Origin of the sequence: Arenibaculum pallidiluteum, assembly GCF_017355985.1 — a bacterium.
Classification (GTDB): domain Bacteria; phylum Pseudomonadota; class Alphaproteobacteria; order Azospirillales; family Azospirillaceae; genus Arenibaculum; species Arenibaculum pallidiluteum.
On the sequence record NZ_JAFIQU010000006.1, the window covers coordinates 230,471 to 244,247 of the forward strand.

The window sequence follows — 13,777 nt, forward strand, 5'->3', positions numbered from 1 at the left end:
GTTACGCCGCCTCCTTCACCGCCTTGACGACCTTCTCCGCCGCATCCGCGAGATTGTCCGCGGACAGGATGGGAAGGCCGGACTCCGCCAGGATCTTCTTGCCGAGCTCGACGTTCGTGCCCTCGAGCCTGACAACCAGCGGCACGTGCAGGCTGACCTCGCGCGCCGCGGCGACGACGCCCTCGGCGATGACGTCGCAGCGCATGATGCCGCCGAAGATGTTGACCAGGATCCCCTCGACGTTGGGATCGGACAGGATCAGCTTGAAGGCGATGGTGACGCGCTCCTTCGTGGCGCCGCCGCCGACGTCCAGGAAGTTCGCGGGCTCGCCGCCGTAGAGCTTGATGATGTCCATGGTCGCCATCGCGAGGCCCGCGCCGTTGACCATGCAGCCGATGTTGCCGTCGAGCTTCACGTAGTTCAGGCCGTGGCGGGTCGCCTCCAGCTCGGAGGCCTCCTCCTCGGCGGTGTCGCGCAGCTCCTCGATGTCCTTGTGCCGGAAGAGCGCGTTGTCGTCGAAATTCATCTTGGCGTCGAGCGCCAGCACCTCGCCGGCGCCGGTCACGACCAGCGGGTTGATCTCGACGATCGAGGCGTCCAGGTCCGCAAAGGCCTGGTACATCGCGAGCATGAACTTGACCGCGGCGCCCACCTGCTTGCCCTCGAGGCCGAGGCCGAAGGCGAGCTGGCGCGCATGGTAGGCCTGCATCCCCTGGGCCGGGTCGATGTCGACCTTCAGGATCTTCTCGGGGGTGTTGTGGGCGACCTCCTCGATCTCCATGCCGCCCTCGGTCGAGGCCATCATGGTGACGCGCGAGGTCGCGCGGTCGATCAGCAGGCCGAGGTAGAGCTCGCGCTTGATGTCGCAGCCTTCCTCGATGTAGACGCGCTTGACCTCCTTGCCGGCCACGCCCGTCTGCTTGGTGACGAGGACGTGGCCCAGCATGGCCTTGGCGTTCTCGCCGACCTCGGCCACCGACTTGACGACGCGCACGCCGCCCTTGCCGGCGGTGTCGACCGACCCGTCCGCCTTCTTGAACCGGCCGGCGCCGCGGCCACCGGCATGGATCTGGGACTTCACGACCCAGACGGGGCCGCCCAGGTCCTTTGCGATCTGCTCGGCCTCGGTCGGGGTGTAGGCCACGCCGCCCCGGGGCACGGCGACGCCGTACTTCTTGAGCAGGGTCTTGGCCTGGTACTCATGGATGTTCATAGGCGTTCCATCCTTGTGATGGGCGTCTCGCGCCGTCGCGCGGGGGGCGGGTAGAAAGAAGGCCGCCGGTCAACCGGCGGCCTTGTCGCTTTCCAGCTTCCGGACGACGTCGCACAGCGTGCGGACGGCGGCGACGGAGTTGTCGAACATCTTCTGTTCCTCGGCATCCAGCGAGATCTCGACGATCCGCTCGACGCCGCCCGCACCGATCACCACCGGCACGCCGACATAGAGGTCCTTCACGCCGTACTGGCCGGTCAGGTAGGCGGCGCAGGGCAGGACGCGCTTCTTGTCCTTGAGGTAGCTCTCGGCCATGGCGATGGCCGAGGCGGCCGGGGCGTAGAAGGCCGAGCCGGTCTTCAGCAGCTTCACGATCTCGGCGCCGCCATCGCGCGTGCGCTGCACGATCGCGTCCAGCTTCTCCTGCGTGATCCAGCCCATCTTCACGAGGTCGGGCAGCGGGATGCCGGCGACCGTCGAGTAGCGGACCAGCGGAACCATGGTGTCGCCGTGGCCGCCCAGCACGAAGGCCGTCACGTCCTCGACCGAGACGTTGAAGGCCTCGGCCAGGAAGTAGCGGAAGCGGGCGCTGTCGAGCACGCCGGCCATGCCGACCACGCGCTCCGCCGGCAGGCCCGAGGCCTGCTGCATCACCCACACCATCACGTCGAGCGGGTTGGTGATGACGATCACGAAGGCGTTGGGGCAGTACTTCTTGATGTTCTCGCCGACCGTCTTCACGACACCGGTGTTGATGCCGATCAGGTCGTCGCGGCTCATGCCGGGCTTGCGCGGCACGCCGGCGGTGACGATCACGACGTCCGCGCCCTGGATCACCGAATAGTCGCTGCCGCCGGTCAGGCCGGCGTCGAACCCTTCCACCGGGGAGGCCTGCGCGATGTCCAGCGCCTTGCCGTCCGGCATGCCATCGGCGATATCGAACAGGACGATGTCGCCCAGTTCCTTCAGCCCCGCGAGCAGGGCGAGCGTACCACCGATTTGGCCGGCGCCGACGAGCGCGATCTTCTTGCGTGCCATTGCGTTCCCCAAGTGTCTGGTCGCGGAGTAGACTTGGGAAGGCGCAGCCAGCCGGTCCTGCCGCGGGCCCGCGCCATCCGGCCGGCTACGTACTCCGAATCGCCGTGCGGAGCAAGGGGAACGGGCAGTGCTGGTTGTAGGATTGGCACCATCCAAACGTCGCGGTAAGGGAAGTCGGAACCAAAGCGGGAGGCGGATTTTGTTTACGATGCGAACTGTTTCACTGGGCGTCTTCCTTGCGTTGCTGACCGTGACCGGGGCACAGGCACAGGTTGCACAGTCGGGAACCGGTCCCGGCGCCCCGATGTCTGAGGCGGAATTCACCTGCAGGTCCAACTTGGTCCGGCTCTGGGCGTCGCTCAAGGACGCCCCCTCCACCTCCTGGTTCGCGCGGATCTGGCCGGCCGGCGAGGCTGCCAAACCGGCGCCCGCCATCCGCTCGGACTGCCTGTCGCTGCTGGACCAGCCGCTGATCCAGTTCCTGCAGGACCCGCCCGGCACGCAGGCGCCCACGAGCTGAGCGCCGTTCCCGCGCGTGCGGTCCTGCGCTAGGATTCCGCAGGGCCGCCGGGGAAATGCGCATGCCGTTCGGGCTGGATCAGACGACGCTTGATCAGACGACGCTGGGCCTCGCGGCCCTCGGAGGGCTGGCGGGGCTGCTGCTCGGCTGGCTGCTGACCTATGTGGCCATGGCCCGCTCCGCCGAGGCCGAGCGTCTGCGCCTGTTCGCGGAGATCGACCTTGCGGAGCGCGGGGCCGAGGCGACGCGCGCCGAGCTGGCGGAGCGCCAGCGCCAGGCCGAGCTGGACCGGGCCGAGCTGCTGCGCCTGACCGCCCGCTCGGCCGAGCTCGCGGCCCTGCTCGAGCGCGAGCGAGTCCAGTCGGCCGAGCGGGCGGTGCTGCTGGAGCGCGCCGAGGCGCGCCTTTCCGACACGTTCAAGGCGCTATCGGCGGAAGCGCTTCAGGCCAACAACCAGAGCTTCCTGGAGCTTGCGCGGACCGCCATGTCCGCCTTCCAGGAGCATGCGCGCAACGAGATGGACAAGCGCCAGACCGCGATCTCTGACCTGGTCTCGCCGGTGCGCCAGTCGCTGGAGAAGGTCGACCAGCAGATCCAGGCCATCGAGAAGGAGCGAACGGGCGCCTATGAAGGCCTGCGGCAGCAGGTCGCGGCGCTGCTGGAGACCCAGCGCGAGCTGCGCAGCGAGACCGGGAACCTGGTGCGCGCCCTGCGCACGCCGTCGGCCCGCGGCCGGTGGGGCGAGATGCAGCTCCGCCGCGTGGTGGAGCTTGCCGGCATGCTCGACCACTGCGATTTCCGCGAGCAGGTCCAGGTCGAATCCGAGGCCGGCCGCCTGCGCCCGGACCTCGTGGTCCGCCTGCCCGGCGGCAAGTCCATCGTCGTGGACGCGAAGGCGCCGGTGGAGGCCTATCTCGACGCCTGCATGGCGGCGGAGGAGCCCGCGCGCCGCGAGGCGCTGGCCCGCCATGCCCGGCATGTCCGCGAGCACATGCGCCAGCTCGGCGGCAAGGCGTACTGGGACCAGTTCCAGGACGGGCCGGAGTTCGTGGTGCTGTTCCTGCCCGGCGAGAACTTCTTCTCGGCGGCGCTGGAGCACGACCCCGGCCTGATCGAGGCCGGCATCGACAACGGCGTGATCGTCGCCACCCCGACGACCCTGATCGCCCTGCTGCGCGCGGTCGCCTATGGTTGGCGCCAGGAGAAGCTGGCCCAGAACGCCCGGCAGATCAGCGAGCTCGGCGCGGACCTCTACAAGCGCCTGTCGGACCTCGGCGGGCACATGGACCGGCTGGGCGGGCGGCTGGGCGAGGCGGTCACCAGCTACAACCGCGCCGTGGGCACGCTGGAAAGCCGTGTGCTCGTCAGCGCGCGTCGCTTCCGCGACCTGCATGCGGCCAACGGGACGGAGCTGCCCGAGCCGGAGCCGATCGAGACGGCGCCGCGCACGCTGCAGGCGCCCGAATTGACCGCGCCCGAGCCGACCTCGGCCGAGCTGACCGCGGCCGGGCGAGCCTCCGGGCTGACGGCGCTTGCCGAGGGTTGAGACCGGCCATGCTGGTGACCACGCCCGAGATAGCCCGGCGCCTGGAACGGGCCGAGGCCCTGAATCTCGCGCGGCAGATGGAGGCCGTCGCGGCCCTGCGGCCCGGGCTCGACGCCCGGGTGGCGAGGCTGGCCGGGGGAACCGTCGCCGTCGCGGGACCGAGCTTCGACCGCAAGCTGAATCACGCGACGGGACTGGGCATCGACGAGCCGCTGACGGACGCGGTGCTGGCTGAGGTCGAGCGGCTCTGCCATGGGCGCGGAGTGCCCGCCGAGATCGACCTGTCCCCCCATGCCGACGGCTCCGTGCTGCCGCTGCTCGCCACGCGGGGCTACGCGGTGAACGCCTACACCAATGTCTATGCCGCCGAGACGGGGGCCGCTCCGTCGTCGCCCCCTCCCCCGGGCGTCGCGGTGCGCCAGCTTGCCAGCGGAGGGGACGGGGAGTTCGTCCGGCTCTCGGTCGCGGCCTTCGCCGCCCAGGCGCGCGCGCGCCCGACGGCGCTGCTGGAGCTGCTGGCGCTGGTTGCGCTGGAACGGACCGACACGCTGGCCTTCATCGCAACCGTGGACGGCGAGCCCGCTGGCGCCGCGGCGCTGGCGCTGCTGCCGGTCCCGGGCGGGCTGACCGGGCACCTGCACATTGCCGGCACTCTGGACCGGTACCGGGGCAGGGGGGTCCAGGCGGCGCTGATCCACGCGCGGCTGGCCGCCGCAGCCGCTGCGGGCGCCGACCTCGCCAGCATCACGGCACGGCCATGGAACGCCAGCGCCCGCAACGCCGAGCGGGCGGGCTTCCGTCTCGCCTATACCAAGGCGACCTTCGCGAAGCCCGTACCCTGAGCCGCGCGGCCGGCGCCGGGCGGTTCCCGCCGCCCCGCCATGGCGCCGCCACACCGCTGCCACGCCGCAGCCGCCCTGCGCTTGACGGGCCCCGCGCGAGCCCATATGTGGAGCGATCACCCAATCCGGACCCGTGCGCCGCCATGGCAAAGCTGCCGATCCTGATCGCCCCCGACCCACGCCTGAAGACCAGGGCCTCGCCCGTGGCGAAGGTGGACGACCGCATCCGCCGCCTGCTCGACGACATGCTCGAGACCATGTACGACGCGCCCGGCATCGGCCTCGCGGCCCCGCAGATCGGGGTGCTGGAGCGGCTGATCGTGATCGACGTCGCCGAGAAGGGCGAGCCGCCCGCGCCCATGCGCATCGTGAATCCCGAGATCACGTGGCGAAGCGAGGAGCTCTCGACCTACAACGAGGGCTGCCTGTCACTACCCGAGCACTACGCCGACGTGACCCGGCCGGCCCGGGTCAAGGTGCGCTACCAGGACGAGACCGGCGAGACGCGCGAGGTCGAGGCCGGCAGCCTGCTGGCGACCTGCCTGCAGCACGAGATCGACCACCTGGACGGCGTCCTCTTCGTCGATCACCTGTCGATGCTCAAGCGCAACATGATCATGCGCAAGCTGCAGAAGGCCAAGCGCGGCCAGGCATCGGCCTGAACCAGTGGCGCGCTCCTCGCCCGCCCCGCGGCCGCCCGTGCCAGGCCGGGCCAAGGCCGACCGGGCCGAAACCGACCGGACCCGGCATCTCCGCACCTACGCCGAGCCGCGCTGGTACGACGTCGCCTTCGGCTACCGCGACGTGCCCGGCGAATGCACCTTCCTCCTGGACGAGGCCGCCCGGCTATCGGGCAGTCCCCCTGCCAGCGCCGTGGAGCTGGGCGCCGGCCCGGCGAACCATGCGGTCGAGCTGGCGCGCCGTGGGCTGGCCGTCCAGGCCGTCGACCTGGAGCCGGCCATGGTCCGTTACGGCCTCGAAAAGGCCGCGGCCGCAGGCGTGTCGATCGCCTATGCCGAGGGCGACATTCGCGAATTCGCGCTGCCCCGGACAGTGGACCTGGCCCTGATGCTGCTGAACACCGCTGGCTGCATCGAGACCCAGGGCGATTTCATCGCGATGCTGCAACATTGCGCGTCGGCGCTGAACCCCGGCGGGATCCTTTGCATCGAGCTGCCGCATCCCCGCGACATCTGGCTGCGCGAGCCCGGCGGCTGGGAGGTCGAGCAGGACGGGATCCGGGTCCGGGTCGCCTGGGGCAGCGAGGGGGACAGCTTCGATCCCGTGACCCAGCTCGGCGAGGTGACGACCACCCTGACCGTGTGGGAGGGCGGACGGAAGCGGGTGCTGCGCGACCGCGCGCTGCAGCGCCACTACACAGCGCCCGAGATCGCGGCCCTGGCCCGGCTCGCCGGCGGCGCTCTGGTGCCTGCCGCCTGGCACGGCGCGCTGGAGCCCGACGTGCCGGCGTCGGATCCCGACCGCGCCTGGCGCCTGGTGGCCTTCCTCCGCAAGGAGCCGAGCCCGGAGGGATCAGCACCATGACGAAGCTTCGCCTGGCCTTCATGGGCACGCCGGACTTCTCCGTCCCGATCCTGGAGGCGCTGGTCGGCGCCGGGCACGAGGTCGCCTGCGTGTACAGCCAGCCGCCCCGCCCGGCGGGCCGGGGCCACCAGGTCCAGCCCTCGCCCGTGCACCGCGCGGCCGAGGGCCACGGCATCCCGGTGCGCACGCCCAGGACCCTGCGCACGCCGGAGGCCCAGGCCGAGTTCGCGGCACTGGAGCTGGATGCGGCGGTGGTCGCGGCATACGGCCTGATCCTGCCGAGGCCGGTGCTGGACGCGCCGCGGCTGGGCTGCCTGAACGTCCACGCCTCGCTGCTGCCGCGCTGGCGCGGCGCAGCGCCGATCCAGCGGGCGATCCTGGCCGGCGATGCCGAGACCGGGGTCACCATCATGCAGATGGAGGAAGGGCTCGATACCGGCCCCATGCTGCTGGAGGAGCGCATCCCCATTGGCCCGCACACGACCGCACCGGCACTGCACGACGCATTGGCCGCCGCGGGTGCCCGGCTGATCCTGCCTGCGCTGGAGGGTGTTGCCACCGGCACGCTGGCGTCACGACCCCAGCCGGAGGAGGGCGTCACCTACGCCCGCAAGCTCGAGCGCGAGGAAGGCCGGATCGCCTGGGACGAGCCGGCCGAGGCGCTGCTGCGCCGGGTCCGGGCGCTGAACCCCTGGCCCGGCACCTGGTTCGAGGCACGAGGCGAGCGCATCAAGCTGCTCGAGGCCGAGCCGGCCGCCGGGACCGGCGCGCCGGGCACGGTCCTCGACGACCGGCTGAGCGTTGCCTGCGGCACCGGCGCGGTGCGCCTGCTGCGCGTCCAGCGCCCCGGAAAGGGCCCGGTGGACGCGGCGGCGCTGCTGAACGGATTCCCGCTGCCGCCGGGCACCGTGCTGGAATGAGCGCCACCGGGACGAGTGCGGGCGCGGGCGGCCCGACGCGCTGGCGCCTGCTGATCGAGTACGACGGCCGCCCCTTCGTCGGCTGGCAGCGCCAGGACAACGGGCCATCCGTCCAGGGCGCCATCGAGGCGGCGATCCAGCGCTTCTGCGGCGAGACCGTCACGTTGTTCGCGGCCGGCCGCACCGATGCCGGCGTGCATGCGCGGGGGCAGGTCGCGCATTTCGACTGCGCGAAGCCGCTCGAGGCGCGTGCCGTGCGCGACGCCGTGAACCACCACCTGAGGCCGCAGCCGGTGGCGATCCTGACGGCCGAGGCGGTGGACGAGACCTTCCATGCCCGCCTTTCCGCCCGCCAGCGCGGCTATCTCTACCGGATCGTGAACCGCAAGGCGCCGCTGGCTCTCGACGCCGGGCGGGCCTGGCACATCGCCAAGCCCCTCGATGCCGAGGCGATGCATGCTGCGGCCCAGCTCCTGGTCGGCCATCACGACTTCACGAGCTTCCGCGCCAGCCTCTGCCAGGCGAAATCGCCCCTGAAGACGCTGGACCGGCTGGACGTCGTCCGCGACGGCGACGAGGTCCGGGTGACCGCCCGCGCCCGCTCCTTCCTGCATCATCAGGTCCGCAACATGGTGGGGACGCTGGCCCAGGTCGGCGAGGGGCGGTGGACCGCCGACGACGTCCGGACGGCGCTGGAAGCGCGCGACCGATCCGCCGCCGGGCCGACGGCGCCGGCGGACGGCCTCTTCTTCACCGACGTGGTATACTGAGCCCGGTCGGGCCGGAGGCGCCCCCGGCCGCCGCAGCCTCCTCCGCGGCGTCCCGTCCGCGCTCCGCGAGCTCCATCAGGACCACGAGGAACCCGCCCACGACCGCGCCGGCGGCGGCCCCGGCCGGCTCCTGGGCCACGAGGCGGCGCGCGGCGCCGGCCATCTCGCGCAGCCTCTCGGCGGGGCAGGCGCGCACCATCTTTCGCGCGCTGGCAAGGGCGCGCGGATCCGCGATATCGGCGAGAACGAGGGATTCCGCAGGCTCGTGCGCACCGCCCGCGGCGCTCGCGCGCGCCTCGCGCTGCAGGATCTCCCGGTAGCAAGGCGAAGCGACGATCGCATTGGCCGCCGTCTCGTCGAGTCCCGCCAGCTCGGGATGGGCGACGAGCCAGGCCACCTCGCGTCGCGCCAGGACGGGCATCGGCGGCACCAGACCGTCGAGCCCGGCGGCGGGCGAAGCTTCGCCGGGCGCAGCGACGTTCCGGCACGCCCCCTCTGCCGCGATCTGGATTTCAGGATCCTGCATGGTCCGAGGACACCCCACCCGAAGCGGAAGAAAAGTCGATGGCCCTGGTCATCTCCGATCAAGCGCCAAGACCGAACATGTCCCGGGTAGCACGGGCTTCACAGGCCATGAAGTCCATCCAATGGCCTAGGCCTTTCACCTTATGTACTCCAGCCCGGCAGCAATCGTGGAACCGCTGGATCCGGCGGCCTGTTGCAGGCGGACCGGTGCCCGATGGCACCGTCGAGGAGTTTCTTCATGGCCGAACAGCGACAGGACACGTCCGGAACCGCCGGGCACGAAAGGCCCCGGGGCGATCCCCTGGCGGACGAGAAGCATGGGCCCGCTGTCTCGGGCGGCCAGGGGATCGGCTCGGGGCTGCAGCCCGGCGCGATGAAGCCCCATGGCGGGTCCCCGGCCGGGCAGGGCAGCATCGGATCGGGCGGAGGCAATGTCGGGCCCGGGACGGGACTCGGCAGCCGCACGCCATCCGGGGGCGACCGCGGCTGACCGGCTCGCCCATGGGCGAGCCGACGGGATTCCGGGCGCGCCCCCTGGCGCGCCCGGGCCCGCTCACATGCCGAAGACGAGGCCGTCCGCGGCCTGGCGCACCATCACCTCGATCAGCACGCCGCCGATCAGTAGGCCGAAGGCCGGCAGTCCGCCGATATCGAGCGCGCTGCGCAGGATGAACCACTGGTAGCACAGAAGCGCGAAGCTGATCGCGATGGCGAGGCCGGCCACCAGCGCCTCGGGGACGAAGGCGGCGGCACCAAGCCCCGACACGGCCAGCAGCACGGCGATCTGCAGGACCGCCGACCAGTTCTGTGCCGCGATCGCCCGGAAGACCTGCTCACGCCGGTCCAGCAGCGGCCCGAGATGCCACAGGAGCAGCGGGAAGGCCGTCCAGGAGATCACGTAGGCAATCGTCTCGACCGCGAAGTAGCGGAGATAGTTGATCTCCTCCACCACGTCGACCAGCCGCAGCAGCATCAGCACGAGATGGGCGGGCGCCACCAGCGCCGCCACGTAGAAGGAGCGGAGCGCCGCCTCGGGCGTCGAGCCGAAGAATTCGGCACCGGTGCGGTCCAGGCGTGCGAGTCTGATCGTCCCGTAGAGCGCGCGCGAGGCTTCCTGTGAGGACGGGAGAGTCACGCCTGGGCCAGGCCGCCGCTGGAGAAGAAGTCCGCCAGCACCTCGCGGTAGACGGCGCACAGGCGGTACAGGTCCTCCACGGCGGCCTCCTCGTCGACCTTGTGGATCGTCCGGCTGACCAGCCCGAACTCGACGACCGGGCAGACGGAGCGGATGAACCGGGCGTCCGAGGTGCCCCCCGTGGTGCTGAGCTCCGGCTGGCGGCCCGTCACGCGCGCCACCGCCCCGGCAACCAGGTCGCTCAGCGGACCCGGCGCCGTCAGGAAGGCCTCCCCGCTGACGCGGAAGTCCAGGCTGAACGGCCCGCCCACGCTGTCGCAGACGGAGCGGATCCAGGCCTGGAGCGAGGCCGAGGAGTGCAGGTCGTTGAAGCGGATGTTGAAATGGGCGCGCCCCTCGCCGGGGATCACGTTGTTGGCGGGGTTGCCCACGTCGATGGTGGTGAGCGCGAGCGTAGAGGGCGGGAAGTGCGGCGTCCCCGCATCGAGCGGCTTCTCGGTCAGCAGCGCCAGCATGCGCACGAGCCGTGGCAAAGGATTGTCGGCGAGATGCGGATAGGCCGCATGGCCCTGGGTGCCCATCACGCGCAGGACCGTGTTCATGCTGCCGCGCCGGCCGATCTTGATCATCTCGCCCAGCATCTCGGGGTTCGTCGGCTCGCCGACGATGCAGGCGTCGATGCGCTCCCCGCGGGCGGCCAGCCAGTCCAGCACCTTGCGGGTGCCGTTCACCGCGACGCCCTCCTCGTCCCCCGTGATCAGCAGGCTGATCGACCCGGCCGGCGGGCCGCCCGCCGCCAGCAGCTCCGAGACGGCGGCGACGAAGGCGCCGACAGCGCCCTTCATGTCGGCAGCGCCGCGGCCGATCAGCCTTCCGTCGCGGACCTCCCCCGCGAAGGGGTCGACCGACCAGGCCGCGGGATCGCCGGGAGGGACCACGTCGGTGTGCCCGGCGAAGCAGAAGTGGGGACCGGCAGTGCCGAGGCGCGCGTAGAGGTTCTCGACCGGCTCCGTCCCCGGCTCCTCGAAACGGAGCCGGTGGCAGGCGAAGCCGAGCCCGCTGAGGGCCCGCTCCAGCAGGTCCAGCGCGCCCGCCTCCGCCGGCGTCACGCTGGGACAGCGGACGAGCTCGCGCGTCAGGTCCAGCGCGTCGAGGGCAGGAGCCGGCGCCACCGCGTCAGTCCCGCAGCAGGTCGTTGATCGAGGTCTTGGCGCGGGTCTGCTCGTCGACGCGCTTCACGATCACCGCGCAGGCGAGGCTCGGCCCCGGCGAGCCGTCGGGCAGGGGCTTGCCGGGCAGGCTGCCCGGGACCACCACAGAATAGGCCGGCACCCGGCCGTAGAAGACCTCGCCGGTGGCGCGGTCGACGATCCGGGTGGTCGAGCTGATGAAGACGCCCATCGAGAGTACGGCGCCGCGCTCGACGACGACACCCTCGACGACCTCGGATCGCGCGCCGATGAAGCAGTCGTCCTCGATGATGACGGGGTTCGCCTGGAGCGGCTCCAGCACGCCGCCGATGCCGACACCGCCCGACAGGTGGACGTTGCGGCCGATCTGGGCGCAGGAGCCGACCGTCACCCAGGTGTCCACCATGGTGCCGCGGTCCACATAGGCGCCGACGTTCACGAAGCTCGGCATCAGCACCACGCCCGGCGCCACGAAGGCGGAGCGGCGGACGATGGCGCCGGGAACGGCGCGGAACCCGGCTTCGCGGAATCGGGCCTCGTTCCACCCCGCGAACTTGCTCGGCACCTTGTCCCACCAGACGCCCTCCCCTGGGCCGCCGGGGATCAGCGTGTTGTCGTTGAGCCGGAAGGACAGCAGCACCGCCTTCTTCAGCCACTGGTGGACGATCCAGCCCTCGGGCCCCTTCTCGGCCACCCGCAGCGAGCCGTCGTCCAGCCCGGCTAGAGCGGCCTCGACGGCGTCGCGGACGGAGCCCGTGGTCGCGGGCGTAAGGTCGTTGCGCGCCTCCCAGGCGGCATCGATGGTGGACTGCAGCTTGGCGGTCATGGCGGCTCGTCGGCGTGCTGGAGTGGGACGGAAAGGGCGCGGCTGGCCGGCGGCGACGATGGGCGCCGCCGTCCCCCCTGTCAAGCGCCGGTGCCCGGCCGAGCGCCCGGTCTGGCGCCAGGGCCGTCGCCCGCGAGCCCCTCGGCAAGATGGACGAGCCAGGCCACAAGGTCGTCGGTGGCGTGGTGGATATGCCGCCCGGCGCCGACGCCGCCCATGTCCGGGCGCGCGAAGTCGGATTCGCTGACGACCCACAGCGTGGTCATGCCGATCGCCGCCGCCGGCGCCAGGTTGCGCGCGATGTCCTCCACCATCAGCGCGCCGGCCGGGTCCACCTGGTGGCGCTCGATGAAGGCGGCGTAGGGGCGCGGGTCGGGCTTGGGCAGGTAGTCGGCCGCGACGATGTCGTACACGGCCTCGAACCGATCGGCGATGCCCAGCCGCCCCAGGACGTTCGCGGCGTGCCGCTCCGAGCCGTTGGTGTAGACGAGCTTGCGGCCGGGAAGGCGCGACAGCGCCGTGGCCAGCGCGGGCGCCGGAGGCACCGGGGTCACGTCGATATCGTGCACGAAGTCCAGGAACGCCGCGGGATCGATGTCGTGATCCATCATCAGCCCGCGCAGGGTCGTGCCGTACTCGCGGTAGTACCGTTTCTGCAGCTCGCGCGCCGAGGCCGGCTCCAGGTCGAAGCGCCGCGAGATGAACTCGGTCATGCGCTCGTCGATCTGGGCGAAGAGATTGCAGGCGGCTGGATACAGCGTGTTGTCGAGGTCGAAGACCCAGGTCCGCACATGGGCGAAGGCGGCAGGGTCGGGCGTCGTGATGGCAGGTGGAAGGCTCATGGCCGGCAGAATGGCCCTGCGCACCCGGCCCCGCAAGCCCGCCGGCAGGAGGCGGGAGCGCCCGCCGGGTCAGCTACGCCTTGGGTACGCCACGATCCGCCTCCATATGCTGGGATCGGACGACCCACGGGACATGGACGAGGAGGACCGGTGCGCTTCGGAACCTTGTTGGGGGCCTGCCTTGTCGCGGGCGGACTGGCTGCCGGCGCCCTGACGCCGGCCATGGGGCAGGCCCAGGGCTCTCCCGATTCCGCCGCGGAGGCGCGCCAGCGGGCCGAGGAGACCGCCGTCGGCGAGGCCTTCGTCGGCGTCCGGGCCGCCCTGCGCGACCGTGACGGGGCCGCGGTGCTGGCATCCCTGTCCCAGGAGGACCGCCAGCGGCTGGACCGGATTCGCGCCGCGGCCGGCGAGGGCAAGGGCCTCTCGGCGCTCGGCCCGTCCGAGCGTTTCGCGGCGCTGGGCCTGCGGCACTACATGAAGCCCGCCGACATCAAGCGGCGCGATGCCGCGGGGCTCGCCGAATACGCGCTGGACCAGCGCTGGCTCGACCCGCGGGACATCGGCCGGGCGGGCCTCAGCCGCGTGCGCGTTCAGGGCGACCGCGCCAGCGGCACGCTGGTGATCGACAACAAGCCCCAGATCGTGCCCGCCAACTTCGTCAAGGAGCAGGGGCGCTGGAAGCTCGACCTCTCCCCGACGCTTCAGATGACTGATGCGCTGATCCGCACCCAGGCCGGGCTGACCCGGAGGACCGAGGACCAGGTGATCGTCGAGATCCTGGAGCGCGCCTCGGGCCGCAAGGTGACGGCATCCCTGCAGTAGCCGGCCCGGCGCGGCATGGGCTGGACCGTGCCGCGCCTCCCCG

At 71.7% G+C, this 13,777-nt stretch carries 16 protein-coding genes; 9 read left to right on the forward strand and 7 right to left on the reverse strand.

From position 1 onward, the window contains the following. Nucleotide 1: 1 nt before the first annotated feature. Entirely contained in the window at nt 2-1,213 is a 1,212-nt protein-coding gene (gene sucC, locus JUB13_RS14885; RefSeq protein ID WP_207480239.1) for an ADP-forming succinate--CoA ligase subunit beta, read from the reverse strand. 69 nt (nt 1,214-1,282) lie between these two features. Then, complete coding sequence (mdh, locus tag JUB13_RS14890; protein ID WP_207480241.1) at nt 1,283-2,251, reverse strand: malate dehydrogenase; 969 nt, start codon at nt 2,249-2,251, stop codon at nt 1,283-1,285. 208 nt (nt 2,252-2,459) lie between these two features. Between mdh and JUB13_RS14895 the strand changes: the two genes are divergently transcribed. The 7 genes from JUB13_RS14895 to truA all read left to right on the forward strand — a co-directional run bounded on the left by JUB13_RS14895 (nt 2,460) and on the right by truA (nt 8,394). Next, the gene (locus tag JUB13_RS14895; RefSeq protein WP_207480243.1) at nt 2,460-2,771 is read left to right on the forward strand and encodes a hypothetical protein; all 312 of its coding nucleotides are present in this window, start codon (nt 2,460-2,462) and stop codon (nt 2,769-2,771) included. Between the two features lie 61 nt (nt 2,772-2,832). Further along, nucleotides 2,833-4,317 (forward strand): DNA recombination protein RmuC, encoded by a 1,485-nt coding sequence (rmuC, locus tag JUB13_RS14900; protein ID WP_207480245.1) that lies wholly within the window; start codon nt 2,833-2,835, stop codon nt 4,315-4,317. A gap of 8 nt (nt 4,318-4,325) precedes the next feature. Then, entirely contained in the window at nt 4,326-5,159 is an 834-nt protein-coding gene (locus JUB13_RS14905; RefSeq protein ID WP_207480247.1) for a GNAT family N-acetyltransferase, read from the forward strand. Nucleotides 5,160-5,302: 143 nt separating this feature from the next. After that, the gene (gene def, locus JUB13_RS14910; RefSeq protein WP_207480249.1) at nt 5,303-5,821 is read left to right on the forward strand and encodes a peptide deformylase; all 519 of its coding nucleotides are present in this window, start codon (nt 5,303-5,305) and stop codon (nt 5,819-5,821) included. 37 nt (nt 5,822-5,858) lie between these two features. After that, entirely contained in the window at nt 5,859-6,704 is an 846-nt protein-coding gene (locus tag JUB13_RS14915) for a class I SAM-dependent methyltransferase (RefSeq protein ID WP_207480251.1), read from the forward strand. Then, nucleotides 6,701-7,624: a methionyl-tRNA formyltransferase gene (gene fmt, locus JUB13_RS14920; RefSeq protein WP_207480252.1), complete on the forward strand. Its 924-nt coding sequence runs from the start codon at nt 6,701-6,703 to the stop codon at nt 7,622-7,624. Before JUB13_RS14915 ends, fmt begins: the two co-directional genes overlap by 4 nt. Continuing rightward, nucleotides 7,621-8,394 carry a tRNA pseudouridine(38-40) synthase TruA gene (gene truA / locus JUB13_RS14925; protein WP_207480254.1) on the forward strand — a complete coding sequence of 258 codons (774 nt, stop codon included), beginning with the start codon at nt 7,621-7,623 and terminating at the stop codon, nt 8,392-8,394. Before fmt ends, truA begins: the two co-directional genes overlap by 4 nt. Here the strand turns inward: truA and JUB13_RS14930 are convergent. Beyond that, on the reverse strand, nt 8,375-8,920 hold the full coding sequence (locus tag JUB13_RS14930; protein WP_207480256.1) for a hypothetical protein: 546 nt from the start codon (nt 8,918-8,920) through the stop codon (nt 8,375-8,377). The genes truA and JUB13_RS14930 overlap by 20 nt on opposite strands. 237 nt (nt 8,921-9,157) lie before the next feature. Between JUB13_RS14930 and JUB13_RS14935 the strand changes: the two genes are divergently transcribed. After that, on the forward strand, nt 9,158-9,409 hold the full coding sequence (locus JUB13_RS14935; RefSeq protein ID WP_207480258.1) for a hypothetical protein: 252 nt from the start codon (nt 9,158-9,160) through the stop codon (nt 9,407-9,409). Nucleotides 9,410-9,472: 63 nt separating this feature from the next. On the opposite strand, the gene JUB13_RS14940 is transcribed toward JUB13_RS14935, so the two are convergent. The 4 genes from JUB13_RS14940 to JUB13_RS14955 all read right to left on the reverse strand — a co-directional run bounded on the left by JUB13_RS14940 (nt 9,473) and on the right by JUB13_RS14955 (nt 12,912). Further along, a complete protein-coding gene (locus tag JUB13_RS14940; protein ID WP_207480260.1) occupies nt 9,473-10,054 on the reverse strand; it encodes a hypothetical protein in 582 nt (193 codons plus the stop codon). Further along, entirely contained in the window at nt 10,051-11,226 is a 1,176-nt protein-coding gene (gene dapE / locus JUB13_RS14945) for a succinyl-diaminopimelate desuccinylase (RefSeq protein WP_207480262.1), read from the reverse strand. Before dapE ends, JUB13_RS14940 begins: the two co-directional genes overlap by 4 nt. A 4-nt stretch (nt 11,227-11,230) precedes the next feature. Beyond that, a complete protein-coding gene (gene dapD, locus JUB13_RS14950) occupies nt 11,231-12,070 on the reverse strand; it encodes a 2,3,4,5-tetrahydropyridine-2,6-dicarboxylate N-succinyltransferase (protein ID WP_207480264.1) in 840 nt (279 codons plus the stop codon). A gap of 80 nt (nt 12,071-12,150) precedes the next feature. Next, on the reverse strand, nt 12,151-12,912 hold the full coding sequence (locus tag JUB13_RS14955) for a pyrimidine 5'-nucleotidase (protein WP_207480266.1): 762 nt from the start codon (nt 12,910-12,912) through the stop codon (nt 12,151-12,153). 150 nt (nt 12,913-13,062) lie between these two features. On the opposite strand from JUB13_RS14955, the gene JUB13_RS14960 reads away from it, so the two are divergent. Beyond that, the gene (locus tag JUB13_RS14960) at nt 13,063-13,734 is read left to right on the forward strand and encodes a hypothetical protein (RefSeq protein ID WP_207480268.1); all 672 of its coding nucleotides are present in this window, start codon (nt 13,063-13,065) and stop codon (nt 13,732-13,734) included. The last annotated feature ends 43 nt before the right edge of the window (nt 13,735-13,777 follow it).